The 26,689-nt window shown below is 61.7% G+C and carries 18 protein-coding genes and 6 pseudogenes; 16 read left to right on the top strand and 8 right to left on the bottom strand.

What is annotated here, in order from left to right; translation table 11 throughout:
• A pseudogene (locus CFB82_RS44060) lies at positions 1-234 on the top strand (hypothetical protein); the annotation flags it as partial.
• 160 nt (positions 235-394) lie between these two features.
• Here the strand turns inward: CFB82_RS44060 and CFB82_RS22055 are convergent.
• The 3 genes and pseudogenes from CFB82_RS22055 to CFB82_RS22065 form a co-directional block, all read right to left on the bottom strand.
• Positions 395-534, bottom strand: a pseudogene (locus CFB82_RS22055) (helix-turn-helix domain-containing protein); the annotation flags it as partial.
• Positions 535-537: 3 nt separating this feature from the next.
• Positions 538-1,164, bottom strand: a complete 627-nt coding sequence (locus CFB82_RS22060) for a chorismate mutase (protein WP_256990415.1) — start codon at positions 1,162-1,164, stop codon at positions 538-540.
• Between the two features lie 41 nt (positions 1,165-1,205).
• Entirely contained in the window at positions 1,206-1,973 is a 768-nt protein-coding gene (locus tag CFB82_RS22065) for a GNAT family N-acetyltransferase (RefSeq protein ID WP_179255437.1), read from the bottom strand.
• A 381-nt stretch (positions 1,974-2,354) separates the two neighbouring features.
• On the opposite strand from CFB82_RS22065, the gene CFB82_RS22070 reads away from it, so the two are divergent.
• From CFB82_RS22070 to CFB82_RS22085, 4 genes are all read left to right on the top strand, one after another.
• A complete protein-coding gene (locus CFB82_RS22070; protein ID WP_256990416.1) occupies positions 2,355-3,257 on the top strand; it encodes a DMT family transporter in 903 nt (300 codons plus the stop codon).
• Between the two features lie 85 nt (positions 3,258-3,342).
• Entirely contained in the window at positions 3,343-3,768 is a 426-nt protein-coding gene (locus CFB82_RS22075; RefSeq protein ID WP_256990418.1) for a RidA family protein, read from the top strand.
• Between the two features lie 162 nt (positions 3,769-3,930).
• Complete coding sequence (locus CFB82_RS22080; RefSeq protein WP_256990419.1) at positions 3,931-4,638, top strand: alpha/beta fold hydrolase; 708 nt, start codon at positions 3,931-3,933, stop codon at positions 4,636-4,638.
• A gap of 2 nt (positions 4,639-4,640) precedes the next feature.
• Positions 4,641-6,038: an amidohydrolase family protein gene (locus CFB82_RS22085; RefSeq protein ID WP_256990421.1), complete on the top strand. Its 1,398-nt coding sequence runs from the start codon at positions 4,641-4,643 to the stop codon at positions 6,036-6,038.
• 42 nt (positions 6,039-6,080) lie between these two features.
• Here the strand turns inward: CFB82_RS22085 and CFB82_RS22090 are convergent, their stop codons facing one another.
• Both CFB82_RS22090 and CFB82_RS43330 read right to left on the bottom strand, forming a co-directional pair.
• The gene (locus tag CFB82_RS22090; RefSeq protein ID WP_089485286.1) at positions 6,081-7,004 is read right to left on the bottom strand and encodes a LysR family transcriptional regulator; all 924 of its coding nucleotides are present in this window, start codon (positions 7,002-7,004) and stop codon (positions 6,081-6,083) included.
• Positions 7,005-7,654: 650 nt separating this feature from the next.
• Positions 7,655-7,825, bottom strand: a complete 171-nt coding sequence (locus CFB82_RS43330) for a hypothetical protein (RefSeq protein ID WP_179255438.1) — start codon at positions 7,823-7,825, stop codon at positions 7,655-7,657.
• Positions 7,826-8,352: 527 nt separating this feature from the next.
• On the opposite strand from CFB82_RS43330, the gene CFB82_RS22100 reads away from it, so the two are divergent.
• Positions 8,353-10,059: a peptidoglycan D,D-transpeptidase FtsI family protein gene (locus CFB82_RS22100; protein WP_089485287.1), complete on the top strand. Its 1,707-nt coding sequence runs from the start codon at positions 8,353-8,355 to the stop codon at positions 10,057-10,059.
• Positions 10,060-10,807: 748 nt separating this feature from the next.
• On the opposite strand, the pseudogene CFB82_RS22105 reads toward CFB82_RS22100, so the two are convergent.
• Positions 10,808-11,569: pseudogene (locus CFB82_RS22105) on the bottom strand (IS5 family transposase).
• Between the two features lie 334 nt (positions 11,570-11,903).
• Between CFB82_RS22105 and CFB82_RS22110 the strand changes: the two are divergent.
• From CFB82_RS22110 to CFB82_RS22125, 4 genes and pseudogenes are all read left to right on the top strand, one after another.
• Positions 11,904-12,191, top strand: a complete 288-nt coding sequence (locus CFB82_RS22110; RefSeq protein WP_256990423.1) for a HAMP domain-containing protein — start codon at positions 11,904-11,906, stop codon at positions 12,189-12,191.
• Between the two features lie 681 nt (positions 12,192-12,872).
• Entirely contained in the window at positions 12,873-13,487 is a 615-nt protein-coding gene (locus tag CFB82_RS22115; protein WP_089485288.1) for a response regulator transcription factor, read from the top strand.
• 54 nt (positions 13,488-13,541) lie between these two features.
• Positions 13,542-16,793: an ATP-binding protein gene (locus CFB82_RS22120; protein ID WP_089485289.1), complete on the top strand. Its 3,252-nt coding sequence runs from the start codon at positions 13,542-13,544 to the stop codon at positions 16,791-16,793.
• 201 nt (positions 16,794-16,994) lie between these two features.
• Positions 16,995-18,121 (top strand): annotated as a pseudogene (locus CFB82_RS22125) (IS110 family transposase).
• Between the two features lie 376 nt (positions 18,122-18,497).
• Here the strand turns inward: CFB82_RS22125 and CFB82_RS22130 are convergent.
• Positions 18,498-18,791: pseudogene (locus tag CFB82_RS22130) on the bottom strand (glutaminase); the annotation flags it as partial.
• A gap of 218 nt (positions 18,792-19,009) precedes the next feature.
• On the opposite strand from CFB82_RS22130, the gene CFB82_RS22135 reads away from it, so the two are divergent.
• The 3 genes from CFB82_RS22135 (at position 19,010) to CFB82_RS22145 (ending at position 21,851) form a co-directional block, all read left to right on the top strand.
• Positions 19,010-19,720, top strand: a complete 711-nt coding sequence (locus tag CFB82_RS22135; RefSeq protein ID WP_039366515.1) for a response regulator — start codon at positions 19,010-19,012, stop codon at positions 19,718-19,720.
• A 64-nt stretch (positions 19,721-19,784) separates the two neighbouring features.
• A complete protein-coding gene (locus CFB82_RS22140; RefSeq protein WP_089485290.1) occupies positions 19,785-20,915 on the top strand; it encodes an ATP-binding protein in 1,131 nt (376 codons plus the stop codon).
• A gap of 312 nt (positions 20,916-21,227) precedes the next feature.
• The gene (locus CFB82_RS22145; RefSeq protein WP_089485291.1) at positions 21,228-21,851 is read left to right on the top strand and encodes an FMN-dependent NADH-azoreductase; all 624 of its coding nucleotides are present in this window, start codon (positions 21,228-21,230) and stop codon (positions 21,849-21,851) included.
• A 58-nt stretch (positions 21,852-21,909) separates the two neighbouring features.
• Here CFB82_RS22145 and CFB82_RS22150 read toward each other — a convergent pair whose 3' ends face one another.
• Positions 21,910-24,303, bottom strand: a complete 2,394-nt coding sequence (locus CFB82_RS22150) for a patatin-like phospholipase family protein (protein WP_089485292.1) — start codon at positions 24,301-24,303, stop codon at positions 21,910-21,912.
• A 269-nt stretch (positions 24,304-24,572) separates the two neighbouring features.
• Here CFB82_RS22150 and CFB82_RS22155 point away from each other — a divergent pair, with 269 nt between their 5' ends.
• From CFB82_RS22155 to CFB82_RS22165, 3 genes and pseudogenes are all read left to right on the top strand, one after another.
• Complete coding sequence (locus CFB82_RS22155; protein ID WP_089485293.1) at positions 24,573-25,613, top strand: rod shape-determining protein; 1,041 nt, start codon at positions 24,573-24,575, stop codon at positions 25,611-25,613.
• Between the two features lie 227 nt (positions 25,614-25,840).
• Positions 25,841-26,512: a YdcF family protein gene (locus tag CFB82_RS22160; protein ID WP_256990426.1), complete on the top strand. Its 672-nt coding sequence runs from the start codon at positions 25,841-25,843 to the stop codon at positions 26,510-26,512.
• Positions 26,509-26,689 (top strand): annotated as a pseudogene (locus tag CFB82_RS22165) (IS5/IS1182 family transposase); the annotation flags it as partial. The gene CFB82_RS22160 and the pseudogene CFB82_RS22165, both read left to right, overlap by 4 nt.

Here is a 26,689-nt window from a genome sequence, read left to right on the forward strand (position 1 = left end):
GTCACGCACGGCTTCGACCACCGTCTTCCTCAGGTACGCCTGCGTCGCCTGATCCAACTTTCGGGCATCAGTTTTCGTCTTCATACCCGTATAACGCACCACGAACTATTTGGTGCACTCGTCAGTAACTATCGTCAATGGGTCGGCCCAGGATTCGACCCGGAGCTATTCGATTTGCGTGCTGCCAACGCCGCGTTGATGCGACTCGCGACCAATCGATGGGGTAATCGATAACTCCGTCACGACGGTGCTGGTGACGCGCTTACCCCTAGCGCATGGAGCACCCCTGTGATCGTAAACGCAAGGATCGCCACACGACGGTTGCGTCGCGTGGGGCAGGCCAGTAAAGGAGTATTCAATGAGCTCACGCTCCGTCCGAATTGAGAATGTCGGTTTACTCCGGACTGACTGCTGTTTCGCGGTGGTGCTCTCGAAGATCGCCCGGCTGGCAATTGAGATGCTGGCAAATCGCATCCAATGTTGCGAGGCGCCCCCCTTGACCTTGCCCTGCTTCAACAAGGAGAGATTCTGTTCAATTCATGGCGACGGCAGGCATACGCTCGCCACAGCGCGATCGAGTGTAACGCGTTGCTCGACGTTGAAATTGAATTTCCCGTCCTTGGAGACATGCTCGACGCTCTTCGCAACCTGGATTTTGCAGTCCGGCAACTTGCGCAGTGACTCAGCGAGATACAGTTCGCGCAAGATATCTCCTTGCAGGCGATCCAGTTCCGTACGGATGTCTTCCAGCGTCCGACGCGGCGCCGACGGAGCCTGGCCCGCACGTCGCCAGTCATTCAGCAGCGCGTATTGGGCAACCTTGCTGGCTTCGATCTGGTCGCTGAACACGGCCGCGGCATCTTCGGACGCAATCTGATGCGTTGGCGCCACCCGCTTTACATTGGCAATCACTTGCGCCTCTCGCGCCTTGTCGTAGACGGGTTTGCCGCTGTCGATTTTGGACAGGGCGACCGGATAGGCGGTTTGCAGGCGCGCGGCCATACTCTCCACGAGTGGCACGAATGTCGTGTCTTGCGCTTGCGCACCGGGCGAACAGGCAACGACATTGCCTAGCAGTGTCGCGGCGATGAAAAGATTCGACGCCTTGATGGTCGTTCTATGTTGCATCATCGAGGTTAAAGAATGGTAACGGCAGAAGATCACGCTACCTTGTCGGCGGCAGGCGGATCAAGCCGGGTGGATCATTAAGCGTTGGCGAAATGCAAAGCATGCCTGAAGAATGTGTAAGAGACGCTGAAGTCCATTCCAAGTTTTTCTGCTACACGCCAGGATGCCGCGTTCGTTTCGTCGCAGCTCCAGATCGGCTGCAAGTCGCGATCCATCATCTGTTGGACTAGCTGGCCGCAGAGCAGCGTCGACAAGCCTCGACCTTGATAGATCGGGTTCGTCACCGCCGCAATTTCGGCAAATCCTCGTGAGCGAATTGCAAAGGCTTCACTGACGATTGAATTGGAATCCTGATCGAAAAGGACCAATGCGCTGGCGCGTTCCAGGAAATTCGCTTCGCTGCCAAATATCGAAGCCATGAATCCCGACCACTGGCATTGCCTGAAGAGCAATGTGCTTTCTACCGGGAGAACCTGATAGCCCGACGTGTTTTCAACATCTTGGGGGCATGCGCCGATGTACCGATATTGCCGACGCGCAACCGGCGCGAGTCCATACCGCACGGCATCGTCGACGGACAATTTCGGAATCACCAGCTTGATTTCTTCGCGGCCGCCCAAGATGTCGAGCGCATGACGGATGTCGTCCGGTTGCCTGAGACCGATCGAGAATGCGTATGCGGCGTTCGTCACGACGAGACATCGGGTGGGGAGGTATTCGCTGTCGGCGTACACATCGCCGGGAAGCACGCCTTCGATTACGCCGTGTACGAGCGGCAAATTGGGATAGTCGTTATTGAAGAGATATTTCGCTCTATGAAAATGGATATCACGAAGTTTATACATGGATGACGCGGACATTGGTGTGGCGATAAAAGTGACTGCGAACCGGAGAAAGGTGGCCGACACCACGAGCTCATAGACTCGCAAGCGCACTTCCGGCGGATTTCTCCCGTTGTCGATGCAATTATAGAAAGCGTACGGAGCGAGGTATCTGGGAAAATTCCCAGACGGAGCGGGAAAATGCGGAAATCAGAACGTCCTTTCGAATTGCAGAAGCTGGTCGGACGATCGCGGAATATTATCAAAGTAAATGCTTGCAAAAGTCATCTTCGCTCAATATTATTTAAACTGGCTTCTTGCATTATAGGTGAGCTCGCCACTCAGGCCCCACACCACGCATGATTCTCAAGAAAAAAGGAATGCCTCATTCAGAACCCCACGTCATTGAGCAGCTATCGGTTGATGCTCGGTGTCGGCCTCATTTGCGGCGAGGCGGTGGAAGACTACCCGCCGGTCACCATTGAGATCGTTCGTGTATTGCTGGGTGCGCTCACGTTGAGCGTCGTGACGTGCTTCGTTCCGGAAGGGATGAGCCGTCGCAGCAAACGGACGTTGTCGGTGTATGCGTTGCTCGGGCTGATCGCGTTATTCGAAGCGGTTTTACCGCTCTTCCTGATCGTCTCGGGGCAGCAACATGTGTCGAGCAGCGTCACCGCGGTCATGGCGGGCGGCGTGCCCGTCGTTACGTTGGTGCTCTCGGTATTCACGAGCCGGAGCAACCGCTTCACGCTCTATCCGGGATTGAGTGTGCTCGCGGGGTTTCTCAGCATCCTCGTCCTCGTCAATCCCCGCGGTAGCGGTCTCGGCGAACACAACCTCGCCTACGGAGCCGCGATCTTTCTCGGTGCGGCGAGCATTGCGATCAACCTCAATTTGCTGGAAAGAACCCCGCATGGCGAGTCGATCCGCTCGACGAGAGACATGCTGTGGATCGCATCGGTGCCGTTGTGGATCGCAGCGCTCGTACTGGAAAAGCCTTGGGCATTGCACTGGGGCCTGGACGGCGTCCTTCCTCTGATTCTACTGGGCGTGCTGGGATCCGGTGTTGCGTACCTGATGTATGCCTCCCTGATTCAGCGCAGCGGCTCCGTATTCACGTCGCTGTCCAATTTCGTCGTTCCCATGGTTGGCGTGGCGTTGGGTGTGGCCGTGCGTGGCGAATCGTTTGGGCCCCGACAAGGCTGGGGCTTGGGGCTGATCGTTGCCACGCTGGCGCTCAACGAGATGCGTGTTGATCCGGGCGTAACGGACGGGAATGAAAGGTTTCATCAATTTTCCATTTGCTAAGGAATCCATGATGAGAATGTCGAATTTTCTGGCTGCTTTGTCGTTTCCGCTTTGTTGTCTTACGCAATTGCCGGCTGCTTAGGCCGTGCCCGTCGACGATCCCGTACCGTTTAAGAAGGAAAACGTCTACGGTGGATGGAGCAAGGATCTGTTTGCGGACGCCGCCGTTGTCCAAGGCTCCCATAAAACCATATACGTGGCAGGGATGGCGTCCGAAAACCCCGAATCCGGCCGCATCGACCATCTCGGCGATTTCAGCGCGCAGTGTGCGATGGCCTACGGGAAGATTAGGAAGATCCTGGCTGACCAGGGCGCCGACATGAACAGCATCGTCCGCACGGTTGCCTACGTGACTGACATGCGCTACTTCAATCAATATATGGCTTGCCAGAAAGAAGCGCTCGGTGGAGCGGCCCTGCCGCCTCACACGATGCTCAACGTCAATCGATTGGCTTGGCCAGGAATGATGGTCGAGGTGGAGGTGACTGCCGTCGTCCCTGAAAAGCGCTAGTTCGTCGCCTGTTGCGCGATCCCGTGGTTCGGTTTCATCGTCACAAAGAGGATTCTCATGGTTTGTTTCACATCAAGCGAACGACGCAGTTGTTTTTCGGTTTTCGGCACGGGACGCCCGCTCGTGCTGCTTCACGGAATCACTAGTTCCGGGCGCGCGTGTGTGGCGCAATTGGGGCCGTTTGTTGCCGCGGGCTATCAGGTAACCGTCGCGGACCACGCCGGGCATGGCGCACCTGCAACACTACGGGTTCCGGTAAGCGTCGCGGATTTGGCCGACGACGTACGCACGCTGCTCGACGAGCTTGCGATCGGCAGCGCCGACGTGGTGGGTTTGTCGCCGGGCGGGCTCGTCGCCATGCAGCTGGCGCTCGAAGCGCCGGAGCGGGGCGGACGCCTGGTGATCGCGAACAGCTTTCCGGCATTCAGGGGAGATGGAGTTCGCGCGATGGTGCAATCCTGGATAGAGACGTTTCGCGAGCCGGACGGGCCGACGAAGCGCTTTGAAAAGACCTGGCCGATCAGCGCGAGCGACGCGTTCTGTCGAGCGGTTGAAGGGATACGGATGTACCAGTTGCCGCACGGGTTGGCAACGATGGCGATCGGCGAGTCGTTGGCGCATGTGGCCGAAGGCATCGTCGGCTTCGATGCCGAGGCGCGACTGAGTCATATCGACGGCGACACCGTGTTCGTCGCCGTCGCACTGGATACGATGTCGACCCCTGCGCTTTCTCGGCGCATAGCCGACACGGGCGACGTATCGAACTGCCGCACGCCGCGCATTTGTCCAACCTGGACTCGGCGCAAGCGTTCAACGAGGCCGTTCTCGCGTTCCTGTCCGACAAGGTTTGACTGCGGAAGGAACTCGTGACCATGAACAGGAGAGGAACCACAATGGGATCTACAACAGAAATGGCGACCCCGGCGGCATCTGCGCAAGAAAATCGGCCCCTGCTCATCAAGGGCGGGATTGTCGTGACGCTCGAGCGTGAGGGCATACTCCGGAACGCAGACGTTCTCATCGATCGTGGCTCGATCGTGGAAGTCGGCGAGCATATTGCCGTCGAAAGCGCAGAAGTCGTCGACGCCCGGAACATGATCGTGCTGCCCGGTTTCGTCGATGCACATCGTCATTGCTGGCAGGGGGCGATTCGCAACATTGCCGTCGACACCGATCTCAGCGGCTATTTTGGCCACATCCTCGCGCATCTCGCCCCGCGTTATCGCCCGGAGGATGTCTACGCCGGTACGTTGTCGAACGATGCGGAAGCGCTCGATGCGGGGGTGACGACCGTCTACGACTGGGCACACATCATGAATAGCCCTGCGCATGCTGACGAAGCCGTGCGTGCGCATCGCGAAAGCGGCATTCGCACCATATTTGGCTATGGGTTTCCCAACCTCTCGCAGGAATGGTCTTACGAGAGCCGCAAGGCCTTGCGGCGCGAAGACGTCGCGCGTGTTCGCAACACCTATTTCGCCTGCGACGACGGCGTGCTCACCATGGGGCTCGCTTTGCGCGGACCCGAGCACATGTCGACCTTCGATGTGACACGTAGCGACTGGGCGTTGGCGCAAGAACTCGATTTGCCGGTGTCCGTGCACGTCGGCACCGGTTCGGGCGGCACGAAGTATCAGGCGATACGCCGCATGGATGCCGCCGGGCTGCTCTTCGAAGGCGCACATTATGTTCACTGCGTCACGCTGAGCGACGAGGATCGCCGCCGTATCCGAGACAGCGGAGGCCATTGCATCTCCACGCCCGCCGTCGAGATGGTCATGGACTTCGGCATTCCGGCGATCAATAGCTCGCTGGCCGCCGGCATCCGGCCGGGCTTGGGCAGCGACGTGGTGACCACCACCGGCGGCGACATGTTCACGCAGATGCGCGCCGCTCACCAGGTTGCACGCATGCATGCATACTGGGAGCGCGACAAGAAGTATGTGCCAGTTACCGCCGCGGACGTGCTTCGCTTCGCAACCATCGACGGCGCTCGCGCCATCGGGCTCGACGGCAAAATCGGGAGCCTGAAGGCCGGCAAGCGCGCCGATCTCATTCTGTTGCGCACGGATCGACTTGCGTTCGCGCCACTGAATGATCCGATCGGCGCTGTCGTCTCGACGGCCACGGCCGCCGACGTCGATACAGTGATCGTCGACGGTGCCTTCAAGAAGCGCGCAGGAAAACTGGTCGGGATCGATCCTACGACCGTGGCGGCCAACGCAACGTCGTCCGGCTCATACCTTGCCTCGCAAATGACACCGGGCTGAGCTCCGCCCCCGTCAAGGGCAGCTGCCTGGTGCGCGTTGCCGTCAGGACGTCTTCACGGGCGGCCTGGCGCTCAAAAGGCCCGCACACTTTTCCTGAAGGAGGGTGTGCAGCAATCGCACCGCCGGCACGAACTGCTTGCGATGCGGGCAGATGAAATTGAGCGGGGCGGGCTCGCCCGGTTGGTCCGGCAACACCACCTCCAGGCGGCCGCCGCTGATGTCTGCGCAAACGTCGATCCATGATTTGTACGCGATTCCTTGGCCCGCAATGGCCCAGCGGCGTACGATATCTGCATCGTCGCAGACGCAGTTTCCATCGACTTTTACTCTCCGCCAGCCGGTGCCGTCCGGAAACGACCAACGGTCATTGGGGTGTCCGCTCATCAGAGAACGGAGACACTTGTGATGCGGCAAGTCGTCGATCGTTTCCGGTCGACCATGCCTGTCCAGATAGGAGGGCGATGCGACCAGCACGCGACGATTGTCGGGTGCGAGCGACATGGAGATGTAACTGGCGTCTTCGACCTGACCGTAGCGGACGGCAATATCGACCGGTTCCTGGAAGATATCCGTCACGCCATCCGACAGCAGCAGACGGACCGATAGCTTCGGGTGCGTTTGCTGGAATTCGGTGACCCAGGGCAGCAGGATGTTGCGTCCCAGATCGGACGGCGCGGCGATCTGCAATACGCCGTGTAATTCGTTCCTGTCCGCATTCAGGCGCTCACGGCCTTCATCCAACGTGGCGGTGATTTCCCGCGCGTAAGGCAAATAATGTTCACCTTCGAGCGTCAGGCGAAGGCTGCGCGTTGAACGAGCGAACAGCCGGACGTCCAGTGCGCGCTCGAGGCGCTGGATGGCGCTGCTGACCTGCCCGGGTAATAATGCCACCTCGCGTCCGGCGCGTGTAAAGCTGCCGAGGGCAGCGACACGTACGAACAGTGCGAGATCGTCAGATCGGATCATTTACTCTCCAGGAAATAATGTGCTTTCGACTTGCGCCGGTTTTTCAACGTGCTCGGATTGCGGAAGATGAGACCCACCGGGCCGTTTTGCACTTAGTGTCAACAATAAGGATATCGAATCATGAAGCGTGCTGTAATTTACTTGATGTTGTCGTCGATCTTGATCGCCTGTCAGGCCTCGGCGGCGGCCCCCGCTATGACCGATGCCCAGAGGCGGGGCGAACAGCCCGCGGTTTCTTTGTTCCGGCATACGCTTCGCGATCTTCAGATTTCGAAACGGTGCCGCGGAAACGTCTCGGGGCAGGCATCACGCGGCAGACCATCCATAACGCGAACAGCACGATTGCCAAGTGGGTCTTTGCCAAGAACGCGGTCATACCGCTCCAGCACCACCTGAATGAACAGATCACGTGGATCACAGCGGGATCCGTGAAGTGTTCTCGCAGAGCAAGCACTTTATGGTATCCGCCGGGCAAGTCATCGTATTTCCCGCGAATGTCCCGCACGAATCCAGGGCATTGGAAGATGGTAAGGTCGACATCGACATTTTCACGCCGGCATGGCCAACTACATCAAACCGGATGCCCGAAATCACCGATGCGCGCTGGAGACGGCGTCGGCCACGTCGGTCCGGCGTGCGTCGTCGACGCGCTATTTCCATTGGATGGCGTCGATGAGTTGCTGGCGTTCGTAGCGATCCTCGCTCAATGCTTGTTGCTGAAGCATGCAGTTCGCAAAGGCGTCGGTGCCGCGCACAAAGCCAAATCGCTCGCATCGCCGCTGATCCCTCTCGTGGGAGAAGTTTTCCAGCGAATTGATCATCGAACATCCTTGCAGAGCGATAAGCGGTATCAGGAGACAAAGAATTCGTTTATTCATGAAGCATTGCGGTGATTGAAACATCCATGGAGAGGGCGGCGTGCCCGACTTGGCGCGTCACGGCCGAACCTGTGTTTTCAAGGCGGGCAAGAAGTCGACGAAACCGTTCTTGAAAATCGGCTTCAACACATATATTCGAAGTACGAATTATAAGGATATCAACATGGAATCGGTGCTGTACTTGCCGATGAACAATGGCTGAAAGCGTAGCACGTAACCCTGGATTTCAACGCAAGTCCGGATAAAACAGGAAATTTCCCAGACCGTACCGGCTCGACGGCGGGTGTGTGCCGTATGGCCCGCCAATTTGGGAAATTTCCCAGTGAGCTTGGCCGATTTCCATCGATGCAGTGGGTGTCGAATATCGTACATTTCATTGCTGGCCAGATACGATCTCATGTCTGCAATGCTCGTCACCATTGATCGTATGTCGTTTTCATAACGAATTAAATATTGTCCGTGTATTGCCTATGCCATGGTATAAAAAATCCACGAATTCGTTCAATCATCATCGTGTCGTTCTAGATTGTCTACCAAGATGGCGCTCACGATGTGTAAGCGCGTTATTCGCGGCTGGATTTCTGGCGCTCGCGGCGCGATCACTGTGGATTCAGGGCATTCATCCGGATTTTTATATCCGCGAGGGGCAGAAACGCTACGAACATGTGTTCGAGGTCAAGCCCGCGCGCGGCCGAATCCTCGATCGCAACGGGGAACCGCTCGCGATCGGCAAGCCTGCCGCGGATGTCTGGGTCGTACCGGCCGAGTTTCGCGGTGCAGGCAATTCGGATATTGCGAGACTCGCATTCATGCTCGGGCTGCAAGCGGGTGAACTGGCGTCAAGGGCCGATACGGATCGCAAATTCGTCCTTCTGAAGAGGGGTGTTGACCCCGAGGTTGCGTCAGGCGTTTCGCGGCTGGACGTTCCAGGCGTGTATCTGATCGGAAATGATCGGCGCTATTACCCGGGCGGCAGTGATTTCGCACAACTCGTTGGCTGGATCGGCGCCGATGGTCATGGTTCGGAGGGCGTCGAACTCGCAGACGATGCGTTGCTTTCCGGCGCCGCATCGAAGCGGAGATTGATCGAGGACCGGTTGGGGCGCCCGGTCGACATGGTGGGTATCGATGCGGTGGGCGGGGCAGGCGCAGACCTCACGCTGTCAATCGATCGTCGCATTCAGCATGCGGCGCGGCTCGCGGTCGAGCACACGATCGATCAGTTCGCCGCCGACGCAGGTTCTGCGGTCGTCATCGACGCCAGGACCGGGGAGATCCTGGCGCTCGTCAATCTGCCGACTTTCGATCCAAATGTGCCGATGCGGACGTACGATTTGCGGTTCAGGAATCGTGCCGTTGCGGATGTCTTCGAGCCCGGTTCGACCGTCAAGCCTATCACGGTCGCCCTTGCGCTGACCAAGGGGATCGTCACGCCGCTCACGCGCTTCGACACGTCGCCCGGCCGTTTCAACGTCTATGGCAGCGTCATTCACGATACCGATGACTTTGGCGATCTGAACGTCACGCAGATCATCACCAAGTCGAGCAACATCGGCATGGCGAAGATCGCGATGAAACTGTCTTCACGGGACATGTGGGGCATGTTCCACAGTTTTGGCGTGGGTGAGCTGCCATTGAAGGCGTTGCCTGCCGCGGCGAGCGGCACGTTGCATCCCGCCAGTCGGTGGCGGCCGATCGAGAAATTGACGATGGCCTATGGCTACGGCCTGTCGGTGTCGCTTGTGCAGTTGGCGGATGCCTACACGATATTTGCCAACAACGGACGTCGCATCCCGTTGTCGTTAACGCGCGTGAATACGCCTCCGGTCGGCGAATCGGTGGTGTCGCCTCGCGTGGCCCAGCAGATGCGAGAGATGCTCGAAGTGGACGGGAGGGAAGGAACGGCTCGTGTCATCAGTCTTCCCGATTATCGAACGGGCGGAAAGACCGGTACGGCGCGCAAGCAGAGCGGGCACGGCTATGCACGAGGAAAATATCGCGCCGTATTCGTTGGAATGGCGCCTATGAGTGATCCCCACCTGATCGTTGCAGTGATGATCGACGAGCCGTCGCGAGGAAGCTACTACGGCGCGCGCGTCGCCGGCCCGGCTTGTGCCGAGATCATGAAGAGTGCGTTGCACCTGCTCGGCGTGCCGCCCGATCGCCGTTCCTCATGACGGCAGGTCGGGCCGACGAACGGCAACAGTTGCATTGAATAACCTGGTTATCACGACAGCACGATCGCCTGCTCAAACTCGGGTTTCGCACAATGCGTGACAGGGGCTGCCGTCGCCGCATTGGTACCCGTCGAGGGTTGACACTGGCCCTCGCATGGCTGCGGCCTGTGACGACTACAAGGACGCAATCGCCCGACGTGGTTTTTGTTGCTACGTGCTGCCTTGCCGACGTCGTGTGAGAAGGTAGAGGACTGCGGCACTACAACCGGTCATGTTGGGCCAATAGCCCGGCCCCTGATGAAAGACGCGCGCGAGGACCTTATTCTTTGTCCGGAAACAGAAGTTCCAGTCGTCACTTCAGGTAAGCCTCACGCTGGTCCATCCCGCTTTACATCACCAACGGCAGTGCATCCAGATGCAATCATGCAGGAACGCTATTTCGCTCACCGACGATCAGCGAATCGTCAATGATCGAAGTCGCCAAGAAAATACTCAAAATTAATTCACCAGCCAAGATCATGAAAAATGCTGGGATGACATTGCCATTACCAAGAGGATGGTTATCGACATCGATGTAATGTCGAATCTGTATGTGATCGAGTATATGATTTCCGGAACCAGGAATGTCATATGGAAACGGCGAAGCGGGCCGGGAAAATTCGTATATCGGCTGCGCGCGCGCCGGACATTGGCCGCATGGATACCGGACGGGAGTTGCCGGCCTGGGATTGCGCGAAACTAAGAAACGCTAACAGAATGATTTTTGCAGGTGTCGCCAGCAAATGATACAGGCGGCGATTTTCATGAGCGCCTCGTGTATTGAGGCAAGGCGCTCGAATCGAATGCGCAGGCGTCTGAAGTTGTGCAGCCACGCGAAGGTGCGCTCGACGACCCACCGGGTCTTGCCGAGGCTGCTGCCGTGGGGCTCTCCGCGGCGTGCGATCTGCGTAGCAATACCGACAGCGTGCAGGGGCTTGCGATATTTGTCCTGGTCGTAGCCGCGATCGGCCTGCACGATGACGGGCTTCGACAGAGGCTGCCCCCGCTTGACACGATGGGCGGGACGGCCTTGATCAGCGGCAGCAATTGGGTGACGTCGTTACGATTGGCGCCCGTGAGGATCAGCGCGAGCGGGATGCCCTGCGCTTCAGTAATGAGAAGGTGCTTGGAACCGGGGCGCGCCGGATCGGTGGGAATGGATCCTGTTTTTAACCTGATCCCACTGCACGAATGGAGGACGAATCGACGACCACGCGCGACCAGTCGATACGATCGGCTGCACGAAGTTTCGCCAGCAATACTTCGTGCAGCTGGTCCCAAACGCCTGGTGCCAGCCGTGCAGTCTGCGCCAGCAGCTCATGCCCGAGCCGCAGCCCATTTCCTGTGGAAGCCTTTCCCAAGGAATACCGGATTGCAGCACGAACAGGATGCCGGTCAGCACGGCGCGATGGTTACGGCCCGGGTAGCGCGTACGGCGTGGCTTCGGTGGAGGCAGCAGCGGTTGGATCAGTTACCACAGTTCGTTATCGAGTATCGGTTTAGCATGACCTTCTCGTTAGAGAAACAACGAAGCGGTTAACAATACGCGCAGCGGGTTAACAGCCCTCGGCACTCATTTTGTTAGAGCTATTTCGCGATCACCAGCCCTCACCAGGCCCGGTGACAGCACTCCCGGATCATGGCTGCGACTGGGGGGGAATCATGGCGGGCCTGGCTGGCCAAAGCCCCGATTATCAGGGCGTGAAGATAGTAACGGGGGGGCGCGGTTTCGGGAGGCAGTCGTCTAATCGCTTGTCATCGGCGGATTGCCGTGTCTGTTCGCGGGCATGGCCGGAGACTATCTGATGAGACTGAGCCTGTGCAGCTGCTTGAAGCGTATCAGGCGTGTGACGACGCGCGTTGCGCAGGGCGATCTCGGGCAGCGGTTGCCCGACGGGGGCTGCGATGAACTGTACATGTTTGCCCTTCTCGTCAATCACATGCTCGACGAGGTGGAGTGCCTCATGAGCGAGGTCAAGATCACATGCGACAGCATCGCGCAGCCATTCAAACCGCCGGTGGCCACGATCGTCCCTTCGGCGATGCCGTTGATCGGCCCGACTTGCACGTTGCCGGTTCCGGCCCAAATGTAAGGAAAGAAAAATCCGGTCCGCTTTCGCTCTACGCAACCGTCATTTCATTGATTCCATTGACCAGGGTGCGGAAATTTTCGCGCGATAGCCGTTTCGAAGTCCGCTTGCGGCAAAAGTCTTCAAATAAAAAATATGCTTGTCCGCGACCAGTCTCTGAAAGGTTCTCAGTTCATGAGATTCTGAAGGGAGTCGGTCATTCGAATCTTCGTGTCGAGTATTCCTGGTAAAACAGGCACAACCGTTGGCGGCTGCATACTCGCCTGGCGGCAGGCGATCGAGGCATGTTTGCGGTTCGACATGCTGAATGGCATTCGTGGCCGAGAACCGGCAAGTCAGAGCGCCCGCCGATGATGTGCTGCAGTGCTGTCGAAACCGGATACGCCTTCGAGCATATCGGCGGCGAAGCATGAATACGTAAGCGAACGATTAAATAAATTTCATTTTCCGCCCAGCATGCGACCGTGCATGGCGCTGCATTGACAGGAATACCGACCGTCTGGCGAATACGCGACAGAGGCGTCCGCGCGAGCATCAGCGAGATAGGTAGGAATTTTCTGAGATACCCCTCCGTTCCGGACGTGATAGCGCCAACGTCGCATGAAGAGTAGGTAAAATCCGGGACGTGCAACCCGGAGGCGGCGCCGGTCCCACAATAAGCCCGCCATCTAAAGGATGATTTCCATGAGAGTCTTCATCGTAGACGACCATCCGACTGTCCAGCTTGCCCTGACCAGCATCCTGGAGCGGAACGTCAACCTGAAAGTGGTCGGTACCGCGCGCGACGGCGGCGAAGGCTTGAGGCTTTGCCGCGAGTTGAAGCCGGACCTGCTGATCGTCGATATCGATCTCGACGGCATGGACGGCATCGATCTGATTCAGCGGGTTCGCATCAACGATGCGGCCGTCAAGATCCTGGTGTTCTCCGGCTATTCGGCGGAACACTTTGCGTTGCGCTGCCGCACGGCCGGCGCGAACGGGTACGTCAACAAGAGTGGCGATGTGACGCATGTGCTCAGTGCGGCAGATGCCGTGCTCGCCGGATTCCATTGCTTTCCGGTGGATGTCAATGCCGCGGCGCCGGGAGGCGGTGCCGACGCGGCGTTCGCCACGCTGTCCGAGCGTGAGCTGACAGTGCTGCGCTACCTTGCAAAAGGGCTGAGCAACAAGGAAATCGGCGATTCGCTTTCACTCAGCAACAAGACCATCAGCACGCACAAGGGCAATATCCTGACGAAGCTCGGCTTCACGAACATCGTCGACCTCGCCGCGTTCGCAAAGGCTCATCACCTCATCTGATGGATTTTCATGAGTCATCCTAACGTTTGCATGCGTGTTGTCGTGTGGGTTGTCATGCTGACCATGTGTCAGGCGATCTCTGCGGCGCAGGCCACGTCGCTACGCCTCGTCACGCGCTGGACGGGGGACGTGTCGAAGGTGAAGTTGTCTGCGTCCCAGCAAGCATGGGTGACAGCGCACGACGGAGTCGTCCGAGTCGGCGTATTGCGAGATGAGGTGGTGCCGCTGGATATCGTCGACGCGGCGGGCAATTACGAGGGAATTTCGGCGGAGTATCTCGGCATCCTGGCGACGGCGTTGAAGGTGCGGTTCGACGTCACCGCTTTCCGGGACAGGGCCGCCTTGATGGACGCGCTGACGGCGGGAGCGATCGATATCGCGACGGGGGCGCAACGTGCCGGCGGCCGCGCGGACATCATGTACAGCAAGCCATATTTCGGCAACAAGGCTGTCATTGCCACCCGGATCGACGATCCTGGATTCTCCATCCGGCCGTCGAACGACGGCCATGTTCTCGCCTATGTGCAGAGTACGGTAGCCCGATCGAAGCTGCAGAAGTCCTATCCCGACATGCGCCTCCTGGCGTTGCCATCGCTGTCGGCGGTGCTGTACGCCGTTGCGTTCGGGCAAGCGGAAGCATGCGTGGGGAATTCCGCGTCGCTCAATGATCTGATCGAGTGGCACCAGGTGCTGAACGTTAGCGTAACCGACGTCGCCCGTTTCGCTGCCGAGGATTTTCGCTTCGCCGTGGCCGCGCAGAATCAACCCCTGATGCAGATGGTGGAAGCGGCCCTGACGCGGGTTCATGACGGCGACAGGGATGCGATACTGGCGCTGTGGGAAGGATTCGGCACGCACTACACGTTTGGCAACGATGTGTCGCTCAGCCAAGCCGAGCGCGAATGGATCGCGCGTCACCCCGTCATCAAGTACGCTGCGCAGCAGAATTTTTCGCCGTTCATCATGGCGAACGAGGACGGCACGGCGATGGGGCTGGGCGTCGACCTGCTCAACGCGGTCGGGCAGGAAACGGGGTTGAGATTCGAGCCCACCGAGGCGGACGTCAACACCGTGCGCGGTAGCGCCGCCGATTTGATCGTCGCGGCCTCGCCATCCGATCCGACGCCCGCGAACTGGATATTCACGTCCCGTTATTCGGATACGCCCGAGACGATCGTTGCGCGCACGGAGCACAGCTTCAATGGAATCGAGGCGCTTCGTGGAAAAAGAGTGGTCGTTGGGCCGGGCGCGCCGGCAGATCGTGCCGCGCTGGACAGGGCCGGCGCGACGATCCTGACCGCCGACAGTGTCTGGTCGGCCGCTGATCTGCTGACGACGCGGGTGGCCGACGCGTGGATCACGAACGCCACCACTGCCAACTACATCACGCAATTCGACGACCACCTGGCCATCGTCGGCGCGACAGGGAATGCGGCGATTCAGATCGCGTTTGCCGTCCGCCCCGAGAACGCGATGCTGGCGAATATCCTCAACAGCGGGCTTGCCGCGATTTCGGCTTCGCGCATGCACGGCCTGCGGGACAGGTGGCAGTTTTCCCGGCAGGTTCGAACCTCATGGGATCGGCAGCGACTGCAGATCCTGACGATCGTGCTCGGTACGCTGCTGGCGGTCGTGCTGTTTCTTGTATGGAACTATCGGCTGCGCAAGGAGATTTGCCTGCGCAAGCGCGCCGAAGGGGATCTCGCGGCGGCGATCGAGGTTGCGGAGGACGCGAGCAGGGCCAAGTCGACCTTTCTCGCGACGATGAGCCACGAGATACGCACGCCGATGAATGCGGTGCTCGGTGTGCTCGAGTTGCTGAAGCAGTCGCCAGGCGCGATCGATTCGCAAGCGGCATCGATCGATGCCGCCTATGATTCCGCACATGCGCTGCTGTCGTTGATCGAGGACATCCTCGACCTGTCAAAGGTTGAGTCCGGCAAGCTAGAACTGGCGCCCGAGCCCATCGATTGCGAAGCGCTCGTTCGTAGCATCGCCAACGTCTTCGAGGGACTGGCGCGTCAGCGCCACCTGTTATTCTCCGTGAACGTCGACAACCCGCAGCGCCTCGGTGCGACGATCGATCCGATTCGCCTGCGGCAAATCCTGAGCAATCTGCTATCGAATGCAGTCAAGTTCACGCACACCGGAGGCGTGTCGCTCGAAGTCACGCTCCGGGCCGATGCGCAAGACCAGGTCCGCATCGATCTTCGGGTCAAGGATACGGGCATCGGTATCGCGGCCGGAGAGCAGGCACGGCTGTTTCAACCATTCGTGCAGGCGGATCGCACGATCGGCGCGAAGTTCGGCGGCAGTGGTCTCGGGCTAGCCATATGCCGAAGGCTCGTCGAACTGATGGGCGGGACGCTAACACTTAAGAGCACCCCGGGGGTCGGTACGACCGTGGAGGTCTGCCTGAGCGCATCATCGGCGGCGCTGGTCAATGCCGGAGATGTGCGTTCGGAGCCGATCGACGTCTGGCGCGGGAAGTTCCGGTCGTATTCGGCTTTGGTCGTCGACGATCACCCGGCGAACCGGCTCGTGCTGTCCCGGCAGCTGGAGTATTTGGGCTTCACCGTCATGTCCGCGCAAGACGGCATCGAGGCGCTCGACTGCATGGCATCGACGCCGTTCGACGTCGTGATCACGGATTTTTTCATGGCGAGCATGACGGGCTACGAGTTGGCCCATCAAATTCGAGCGCGCGAAGCCACGTCGGGCTGGAGCGTCGTCCTGATCGGCTGCACGGCCAACGCACAGCACGAATCACTGCGTCGCGGGCTCGATGCGGGTATGGACTTCTGTGTGACGAAGCCGATCGGGCTCGCGGCACTGGCGCAGCGTCTGTTGGATTGGCCACGCTTGCGGAAAACCGACGCGCAGGCGGGGCTGAAGTCCGTGCCGCCCAGCGCGGACACGCCGGACGAATCGTGGATCGATTCTGCCGCCGTCGAGCACATCGCCGCGGGCGATGCGAAGCTCGAAGCGAATCTGCTCGATACGCTTGTCGCGACCAATCGCGATACGCTTGTCAAGATGCGACGCATGGTTGTCGACGATGACCGCGCAGGATTTTGTGCGGCCCTGCATCGCATTCGCAGCGGCATTCGATTGATCGGCGCTCGCGTGGCTGTCGGCGCATGCGAGTACGCGGAGCGGCAAGCGACGCAGACCGATGTGCCGTTGCGCGAATTGCTGCCCACGATCGAAGCCGATCTCGAGCGGCTCGACGGGTTGCTGACGGCGCGGATCGCCGCACTCCGTGGTGACGGGGGCGCGACGTATCCGGATCAGTTGCAGGTCTGACGGCGTGCGACTTTCGCAAGACCCCGCAAGCCATCTTGCTGCGGGCGAGCTCGCGGGCTCGGGACCTTCCCGCTAGTCAGTATGACTCCTGTGGGGCAAAGGCTGGCCTGCCGTGAGGAATCAAACGCGGGTTAGCATTGCTGCCAGAGCCGCACGGTGCGGACAGGGCCGCACCCGGCGATTTCCAGCACGGAGGTCAGCATGGAACACGATAGCACGCTGTACGTCGGGCTCGATGTCCATAAGGAGTCGATCACGGCTGCCTATGCGCTCGGCATGGGCGAGGTTGACCTGCTCGGCAACGTCAGCACCACGAAGACGGATATCGATCGCTTATGCAAGCGCCTGCAATCGAAGGCGTCGCGCATCCGTATTGTCTGCGAGGCGGGCCCAGCGGTTACGGACTTTACCGTCAACTTCAGCAGAAGGGAGTCGACTGCATGGTGTGCGCACTGTCTCTGATTCCAACGAAGCCGGGAGAACGCGTAAAGACCGATCGGCGCGACGCGATCAAACTGGTGCGTTCGCTAAGGGCCGGCGGCTTATCGGAGGTCTATGTCCCTACCGTCGAAGACGAAGCCTTTCGCGATCTGGCACAGGCATGGGTGAGTGCCAAGGATGATCTGAAGCGTGCGCGGCAGCGGCTGAAGTCCTTTCAGCTTTCGCATGGGGTCAGGTATGCCGGTCGAGCCGACTGGAGGGCAGCACACCGGCGCTGGCTAAGCACGTTTGCGTTCGACAGCGCCTGGCAGCAGTTGGCGTTCGAAGAGCATCGACGCACGATCGAGTGTCTTGCGCAATGCGGTCGACTGGAAGCTGCGCCGCGTGAGGCAGTGGTTGCCTGGCGCTTTTACCCGGCGGTACTAGGTCTGCAAACGATGCGCGGTATGCAGTTCACCACGGCAGTCGGCATGCTCGCCGAGTTAGGCGATCTGTCACGCTTCACTCATCCACGCCAGTTGATGGCGTGGCTGGAGGTAACACCGAGTGAACACGCGTCGGGCGAGAAACGACGTCAGGGCAGCATCACCAAGAATGGCAACAGTTACGCGAGAAAGCTGCTCGTCGAATCGGCATGGAGTTATCGGCATCCGGCGCGCGTGAGTCCCGAGATTCAGCGCCGCCATGAAGGGATTCCCAAACCCATCGTGGATCGATCTTGGGACGCGAAGGTGCGCCTGTGTCGACGCTATCGAACGCTCGTGGCACGCGGCAAACAGCAGAACATCGCCGTGATCGCGGTCGCCCGCGAACTGAGTGGGTTTATCTGGGATATTAGCCAGCTCGCCATGTCGCTTGCCTCGCAACCGCAGAAGCATGCAGCTTGAGCAGGCGAGCGAGAGTCTTCATCCATCAATCAAGGAGTTTCCTGAAGGCGGCGTAGCCCGGCACACGAGTAACCCGCGACACGGCTACGCAACGGATCCAATTCGATTTGCGTCCCTAGATAGCGGCAGGCTCATTGGGCGGACCTCTGTAATGCGGTAACCAACCCGCGGATATCAGCGTGATCCACCGTCGAGACATACTGCTGCGCCGCCCTCAGGAAATTTGAACGATAACGCGTGGAAAACCCGAAAACCGATATTCATTGACAGCGGGAGTCATATCAGCACTCGCGGAAAATAGTGGCAACAGGCGATCTTGCCTGCTACACGGGCGTCAGCTACATCTTATTGACACTGGCGACTCTGGTCATCTTAAGACCAGCGAGTTGAACGCGTTGCCGGACGGCTCGCGGCCGACCCGTTCCCACAGTTCGTCGCCCAGCAGCTGGAACGCAAGCGTGCACGCGAACAGCTTCGATATGCTCTGGATCGAGAAGCGCTCGTACGCGTCGCCCACCGTGCAAACGTTTCCGTCGAGCGTTACGACGGCCATCCCGAACTTGTCGGCAGGCACTTTCGCGAGTTCGGGAATGTAGTCGGCAACCCGGCCTTGGCCAATCCAGGGGGCGAGTTCGGTGTGGATGCGTTCGAGGATCGTCTGGTAATTCATCAAGTCGGGCGGGTAGGTGAGTGGCCGGATTCAGGCGAGCCCGTATGGAACCGTCCCGGCGCCGATTCGTCAAGCTCGGACGATATCGCGCCCTTATTTTCAAGACCTCTGAACAGGCAATCGGCCGGCGCAGTATCATGCGGTACGTTTCGGCCAATGGCCGGCGTCCGGCACCGGCCGGCGCCGCCGCGGCTCCCCCGATGACCCGACCGCTGCCCATGTCTTTTCGCATCCTGCTCGTCGAAGACGACACCCGCCTGTCCACGCTGATCGCCGGCTACCTGCGCAAGAACGACTACGAAGTCGACACTGTGCTGCATGGTGACGCCGCGGTGCCGGCGATCCTGTCCATTCGTCCCGATCTCGTCATTCTCGACGTGAACCTGCCGGGCAAGGACGGCTTCGAAATCTGCCGCGAGGCACGCAAGCAGTACGACGGCGTGATCATCATGGTGACGGCGCGCGACGAGCCGTTCGACGAACTGCTCGGCCTCGAGTTCGGCGCGGACGACTACGTGCACAAGCCGGTCGAGCCGCGCATCCTGCTCGCGCGGATCAAGGCCCAGCTGCGCCGCGCGCCCGCGCGGGTGACCGAGAGCACCGCGCCGCAGCCCGAGCGCTACGCGTTCGGCAAGTTCTCGATCGACCGCACCGACCGCTCCGTCGTGCTGCCCGATGGCAGCACGCCCGACCTGACGTCGGCCGAATTCGACCTGTTGTGGGCGCTCGTGTGCCATGCGGGCGAAGTCGTCAGCCGCGACGACCTGATGCTGCAGTTGCGCGGCGTCGAATTCGACGGCCTCGACCGCACGATCGACGGGCGCATCTCGAAGCTGCGCCGCAAGCTGCGCGACGACGCGAGCAACCCGCAGCGGATCAAGACGATCCGCAGCAAGGGCTATCAATTCAGCAAGCACGCGTGGGAATGACGCGGCGTTCGCACGACGCCGTCATGTTCCGCGCGGGCCTTCCACCCGCCGGCCGGGAGCCGAGATGATCCGACGAACCCGTTCGCACCCCGATGCACCGCCGCTGCCGATACTGCGCTACGTCAAGTGGCGCTGGCTGCATTTCCGCCGCGCGTGGACCGATACGCGCGCCGACCGCATTCCGAGCTGGTCGCGCCTTTACGTGCGTACGTACCTGCATCTGCTCGGCCTCGTGCTGCTGACCGCGCTCGTGCCGGCGCTCGCGCTGTGCGTCGAATTGTCGCCGCAGGTCGTGTGGCATGCGTTCGACTCGCTGCCCGGCGACATCTGGATCGTGCTCGTCTTCGTGTTCGCCGCACCGGCGCTTGCGGCGTACCGGTGGATGCGGCCCGTATGGTCGGATCTCGTGATGGTGCGCGAGCGCGCGATCGACTTCACGGGCGGACGCTTCAACACGCGTGCGCGCGAATCGCACAGCGTGATCATCGGCCCGCTCGCGCGGACGCTGAATGCGCTCGCGATGCGCATGGAACGGCTGATCGCCGCGCAGCGCGATCTGACGAACGGCATCTCGCACGAGCTGCGCACGCCGCTCGCGCGCGTGCGGTTCGCGCTCGAAATGCTGCGTGAACCGGGTTCCGCGGCCGAATACCAGGGCGCGCTCGAGAGCATCGCGCAGGACGTGACCGAGCTCGAAGAGCTGATCGACATGAGCCTCACGTATGCGCGGCTCGAATACAGCTCGCTGCAGTCGAACCTCGAGATGACGGCGCCCGTCGCGTGGTTCGAGCATCAGGTCAGCGATGCGCAGCTGCTGTATCCGGAGCGCGCGATCGAGTCGCGCATCGCGATCGCATCAGACCTGCGCGTGAAGATGGACCGGCGGCTGATGTCGTATGCGATGCGCAACCTGTTGCGCAACGCGAGCAAGTACGCGAAATCGCGGATCGTCGTCGGGATCTCGCTCGTGCACGGCAACATCGGGATCTTCGTCGAGGACGATGGTCCCGGCGTGCCGGAGAGCGAACGCGAGCGAATCTTCGACGCATTCGTGCGCCTCGACCGCCGCACCGGCGGCTATGGCCTCGGCCTGTCGATCACGCGGCAGGTGCTCCATGCGCACAACGGCCGGATCGCGGTCGTCGATCCCGTCGAACTCGGCGGCGCGCGCTTCGAGATCAGCTGGCCGGTCTAGCGATACGCCGCTCGGGCGCCGAGCCTCGTCAGTCACCACACCACGACAGCACACTGCCGCGCGCGCCGGATTCGAGCGCGTCGCCGGCCTGTTCCACCGCACCTTCCCCGTATCGATGCTTTCCTGCACCGCAATCGTCGCGTGACGATTCGTTTGCCGCGCGTACGCGCTTTGCAGTACGATTGCAATTGCAACTATATGGGTGGGCCGATCGATGACCGCGCAGGCGGGCGGCCCGCGACGCAGCAGTGAAGCCGGGGCCGCCACGATGGCCGCCCCCTTGTTCATGCATTCCTGTCCGGGTCACACATCATGCGGCTTTTGAATATCGTGTCTTCTCCCCGCGGCGCCAGGTCGGCGTCGATCGCGGTCGCCAATGCCTTTGTCGATGCGTACCGGGAAACGGGCGCCGCGATCGACGTCGATACGCTGAATGTCTGGGAGGAGGACTTGCCGGACTTCGACAGCGAGGCGATCGGCGCCAAGTACAAGGGCGTCGCCAACGCGCCGATGGATGAGGCGGAACAGTCGATCTGGCGGCGCATCCAGTCGCTCGTGAAGCGCTTTCAGGAGGCGGACCGGATCGTCGTCGGCGTGCCGATGTGGAATTTCGGCTATCCGTACAAGCTCAAGCAACTGATCGATCTCGTCAGCCAGCGGAACATGCTGTTTACGTTCGACGGCACAGCGTACGCGCCGTTGCTGGAGATTCCACGCGCGCTGGTGATCCATGTTCGCGGGCAAAGCCGGGAAACCGGTGCGGGCGCCGACAATCCCGGGTTCCGGCATCAGGCCGACTACATCGAATTCTGGTTGAGGTTCATCGGCGTGAGCGAGGTCAGGAGCCTGACCGTCGAACACGCGTGGGGGGCACGCGCAAGCGACAGTATCGAGCGGGCGCGAGCCCGCGCGGTCGCGATGGCGGCGGCGTTTTGACCCGGCGGGGGCGGCGCGAGGCAGACGCGGAGGCCGCCGGAGCGGCATCCGCGCACGCTCAATAGGTACGGCCGAGCTGCAGGTAGAAGTTGCGGCGGCCGCCGGGCGCGAGCCCGACGCCGATGTACACGGGCCCGAACGCGGTCGACAGGCTCGTGAAGAACGTATAGCTCTGCTTGAGCGCACCACCGCCGATCTGCTGGCCGCTCGACCAGACGTTGCCGACTTCCGCGCTGGCGCCTACCGACAGCGCCTTGATCGGCGATGCGTTGAACGTCATCAGCTGGTTCATGTAGGTCACCTGCGCATACGCGAGCTCGTTGCCGTTCAACTGGTCGGCCGCATACGCGGACAGATGCTGGAAGCCGCCGAGCGTGAAATTGAACGCGTTGATCAGGTTCGTGCCGCCGATGCTCTTGCCGCCTTCGATCGTCGCGCTGACGCTGTGCTGGCCGAACTGCTGCGCAACCATCGCCTTGCCGTAGATCTCGGTGTAGGGCGCGCTGTTGATGCTGTCGTCGAAGTTCGACGCCGAGCCCCCGTTGCGCGAGACCAGCGAGCGTTCGATACGCAGCTCGGTGAAATAGCCCTTGCGCGGGAACAGCGGATCGTCGAGCTGGTCGATGACGAGCCGCGCGCGCGCGGTCAGCGCCTGCGACGTGAAGCTCGGCCACAGCAGCGACTGGCCGCTGCCGTCGTCGAACGGCAGGTTGTAGGTCGGCGAGCCGTGCCCGGTCACATAACCGAGGCCGATCCGGAAATCGCCGAGGCGCCCGATCGGCAGGCCGAGATCGAGCCCGGCGCGCGCGGTCTGCATCAGGTACTGCGTGATCTTCACGTCCCCGCTGTCGTCGTAGAGGTTCGCATAGCGGCGCTGGTATTCCGCATACGGCGACAGATAGACGCCGTACGCCATCGACAGCGGCTGGCGGAACTCGATGCGCGCCGATTGCAGGTCGCTGCCGATCGTCGTGTCCGCGCGGAATTCGAGCCCTGATTCGGTGAGCCATGGCCGCCGGTAGCCGACGTGCAGGCGGAAGCCGCCTTCGTCGGTCGAACTGCTCGACATACCGAGCCCGAACAGCAGGAAATTCGGCCCCCAGTATTTCTCGCGCGCATCGATCTCGAGCACGTTTTCGTCGCCGTGGCTCACGATCTGCTGCGTGACGCTCTCGAAGTTGCCGCCCGTCGTGAGCCCGAGCAGATCCTTGCTGACTGTGTCCGGATCGTAGGTGTCGCCGGGTTTCACGTGCAGCGCGTTGCTGACGACCCGCTTCGGCACGCCGCCGGTGGTCTTGATGTCGATGCGCGTGATCCGGATCGGCGGCGGCAGCGGCTGCGCGTGCGCGGACCGGTAGGCCGCGTACTGTTCCGGCGTGAGCGCGAAGCGCTTCAGCTTCGGCAGCGCGGCGGTCGCGGCGGCAGCGCCTGCGGCGATCGCCTGCTTCGCATTCTGGAAATCGGTGAACGCGAGCGAGCCGAGGTCCGGCGTGAGCAGCACGTCCTGCGCGTCGAGCTGCTTGCGCTGCGCGGTCACGTTCTGGCGGATCAGGATGCCGACCATCTGCTGCATCACGTCGGCGGGCGACGCGAGCGCGTCGAGCGGGCGCAGTTGCGAGCCGATGTCGACCGCGATCACGACGTTCGCGCCCATCTGTCGCGCGGTGTCGACGGGCAGGTTGCTGACGAGCCCGCCGTCCACGAGCGCGCGCCCGTTGATCTCGGCCGGCGCGAACAGGCCCGGCATCGCCATGCTCGCGCGGATCGCGAGCGGCAGCGAGCCGTGGTCGAGCACCACCATCTGGCCCGTCTGCAGGTCGGTCGCGACCGCGCGGTACGGGATCGGCAGGCGGTCGAACGGCTGGTTGGTCGGCACGGCGGCCGTCCAGTTCGCGAGCAGCGCCTGCAGCCGGTTGCCCTGCACGAGGCCGACCGGCACCTTCACGCCTTTCTTGCCGAAGCCGAGCGTCAGCCCGTTGATGTACAGGCGCTCGTCCTCCCGGCTGGTTTGCGGCAGGTCCGCGCGCTCCGTCACGTCGAACGCGATGTCCGCGAGGTTGACCTCCGACAGCCGCTTCTGCATCTCGCCGGCGGCCATGCCGCTCGCGTACAGGCCGCCGACCACGGCACCCATGCTGGTGCCCGCGATGCAGTCGATCGGGATGCGGTTTTCCTCGAGCACCTTCAGCACGCCGAGGTGCGCGTAGCCGCGCGCGCCGCCGCCGGACAGCACGAGGCCGATCGACGGGCGGCCGGCCGGGCCGCCGTCGGCTTCGCAGGTGTGCCCGGACGCGGCGGGCGTGGCAGCCGGCGCGCTGGCGGCAGCGACCGGGGCCGCGGCGGCGTCGGCGGCAGGCAGCGATTGCGCGGCGACCGTGCCGCACCAGAAGGCGACGAGCGTCGTGCAAAGCGGGCGCACCCGCGCCCAGCGGAAGGAAACGGTCGCTGTCATGGAGGAAATACCTGGCGTGATCGGGCGTCTGAGGCCTGCCGGGAGCAGGCAAGACCGAGAGATTACCGTGTTTTACAGACGCAATGCGAGAGGCTGTTGCGTCGCCGGACGCGTCCTGGTCGGCACTTTTGACAATTGTTTCGCGAAAAAATCATCGGAATTGCCTAAAGTATCGGAACGATTTGCCGCTAAGTTCTTGATAGGGCGGCATGGACGCGCGGCGAAATGTGGCGCGGCTGCCCGGGTCCGCTCGATTACAAAGGTTTGATATGTCGACACCGCTGTTCGGAAAGTTGTTTGCGCAACCCGTTGCGATCGACCCTGGAACGGCGAGTACGCGGATTTATACGCAGGAACGCGGCGTGGTGCTGAACCAGCCGTCGGTCGTCTGCTTCCGCAAGGCCGGTGCCGGTGCGACCGACGCGCGGCCGACGCTCGAGGCCGTCGGCGAGCTCGCGAAGGCGCTGCTCGGCCGCGAACCGGGGCATCTCGAAGCCGTGCGGCCGATGCGGCACGGCGTGATCGCCGACGCGCACGCGGCCGAGCAGATGATCCGCAGCTTCATCGACATGTCGCGCACGCGTTCGCGCTTCGGCCGCCGCGTCGAAGTCACGTTGTGCGTGCCGTCCGACGCGACGGCCGTCGAGCGCCGCGCGCTCCGCGAGGCCGCCTTCGCCGCGGGTGTGTCGGAGGTCGAACTGATCGAGGAATCGCTGGCGGCCGGGCTCGGCGCGGGCCTCCCGGTGACCGAGCCGGTCGGCTCGATGGTCGTCGATATCGGCGGCGGGACGACCGAAGTCGCGGTGATCGCGCTCGGCGGCATCGTCTACCGCGAGGCGATTCGCGTGGGCGGCAACCAGTTCGACGCGGCGATCGTCAACCATGTGCGCAACCTGTATGGCGTGCTGCTCGTCGAACAGACGGCCGAACACGTCAAGCAGACGATCGGCTCGGCCACCAGCGCGGTGCCGCGCCGGTCGACGCGCGCGGTCGGGCGGGGTGTCGGCGACGGGCTGCCGCGCTCGATCGAACTGTCCAACCACGACGTGGCGGACGCGCTGGCCGCGCCGCTCAAGCAGGTGATCGGCGCGGTGAAGTCGGTGCTGGAGAATGCGCCGGCCGAACTCGTGACCGACATCGCGAATCGCGGCGTGGTGCTGACGGGCGGCGGCGCGCTGCTCGCGGATTTCGAACGCCTGCTGTACGACGAGACGGGGCTCGTCGCCCGGATCGCCGACGAGCCGGCCACCTGCGCGGTGCGCGGCGCGGGCGAGGCGATGGGGCGGCTCACGATGTGTCAGGTCGACTGATTCGGGTCGTGCCGGCCAGGCGTCGCCGAGCGGCGCGGTCATTTGCATTCGTTCGATCTCCCAATTGCGTACCCGCGTCGCCGGGTAGGTGTCTCCAGTCGACTTGCCGGAAGGCCGTCCCGCGTCGGTCCGTTGCGTGGACACCCGAACGCGCACCGTGCTAGCGTGACGCGCCCGTCCGGGGCTGGGCAAACCGCTAAGCCCGACGACCTGAGAGACCGAAAACCTTGAAAAACCACACCAAACCGGGCGTGTTTGCCCGCCTGGGCCGCCTGCTGGCCGTCGTCGCTTGCCTCTGGATCGTCGCGGCCGTTGCGCTCGTCGCGTACGGGATGCGGATGCCGAGCGAGCCGGCCGACGTCGCCGTGATCTTCGGCAACGCGCTCGACGAGGCCGGCGCGCCGAAGCCCGTGCTCGCCGCCAGGCTCGACGTGGGCGTGCGCTGCTACCGCACGGGGCAGTGCCCGGCGTTCCTCGTCAGCGGCGCGATCGACGGCCCCGGGATGAACGAGGCGACCGCGATGCGCGACTATCTCGTGGCGCGCGGCGTGCCCGCCGACCGGATCACGGTCGACGACCAGGGCGACAACACGCTCGCGACCGCGCAGCACACGCTCGCGTACCTGCAGGCGCATCGCCTGTCGCGCGTGGTGATCGTCAGCCAGTATTACCACCTCGCGCGGGCGCGCCTCGCATTCGAGCGCGTCGGCATCGCGCGGGCGGACATTTCCGCCGCCTATCCGCGCCGTTTCCAGTTGCGCGACGTCTACTCCGTCGGACATGCAAAACATAGTGGAACCAAGCCCTGCAAGGGATTGCCGGGAGCCGGATATGCTGCGAACTCCCAGAACGAATATCGATCTGATTTAGAACCTGGGAGCTGGAGCGCGCCGACATGACCGACGATTTCTTCCGAAGCCGCCTTGATTCGATGATCGACCTGCGCCATCCGCTTGCGGTGCTCGCGACGCGCATGCCGTGGGCGCAGCTCGAAGCTACGATGGCGCCGCTGTTCGCGCATCGCAATCGTGAAGGCATTGCTGCGCAGGTGATCGATCTGTTCGGCGCGACAGCGC

The organism is Burkholderia sp. HI2714, from assembly GCF_002223085.1.
GTDB classification, from domain to species: Bacteria; Pseudomonadota; Gammaproteobacteria; order Burkholderiales; family Burkholderiaceae; genus Burkholderia; species Burkholderia lata_D.

Coding starts and splice junctions, on each gene's coding strand:
- CFB82_RS22065 (WP_179255437.1), bottom strand. CDS start 1,973: ATGTATAAACTTCGTGATATCCATTTTCATAGAGCGAAATATCTCTTC.
- CFB82_RS22085 (WP_256990421.1), top strand. CDS start 4,641: ATGAACAGGAGAGGAACCACAATGGGATCTACAACAGAAATGGCGACC.
- CFB82_RS22090 (WP_089485286.1), bottom strand. CDS start 7,004: ATGATCCGATCTGACGATCTCGCACTGTTCGTACGTGTCGCTGCCCTC.
- CFB82_RS43330 (WP_179255438.1), bottom strand. CDS start 7,825: ATGATCAATTCGCTGGAAAACTTCTCCCACGAGAGGGATCAGCGGCGA.
- CFB82_RS22100 (WP_089485287.1), top strand. CDS start 8,353: ATGCCATGGTATAAAAAATCCACGAATTCGTTCAATCATCATCGTGTC.
- CFB82_RS22110 (WP_256990423.1), top strand. CDS start 11,904: ATGAGACTGAGCCTGTGCAGCTGCTTGAAGCGTATCAGGCGTGTGACG.
- CFB82_RS22115 (WP_089485288.1), top strand. CDS start 12,873: ATGAGAGTCTTCATCGTAGACGACCATCCGACTGTCCAGCTTGCCCTG.
- CFB82_RS22120 (WP_089485289.1), top strand. CDS start 13,542: ATGCTGACCATGTGTCAGGCGATCTCTGCGGCGCAGGCCACGTCGCTA.
- CFB82_RS22135 (WP_039366515.1), top strand. CDS start 19,010: ATGTCTTTTCGCATCCTGCTCGTCGAAGACGACACCCGCCTGTCCACG.
- CFB82_RS22140 (WP_089485290.1), top strand. CDS start 19,785: ATGATCCGACGAACCCGTTCGCACCCCGATGCACCGCCGCTGCCGATA.
- CFB82_RS22145 (WP_089485291.1), top strand. CDS start 21,228: ATGCGGCTTTTGAATATCGTGTCTTCTCCCCGCGGCGCCAGGTCGGCG.
- CFB82_RS22150 (WP_089485292.1), bottom strand. CDS start 24,303: ATGACAGCGACCGTTTCCTTCCGCTGGGCGCGGGTGCGCCCGCTTTGC.
- CFB82_RS22155 (WP_089485293.1), top strand. CDS start 24,573: ATGTCGACACCGCTGTTCGGAAAGTTGTTTGCGCAACCCGTTGCGATC.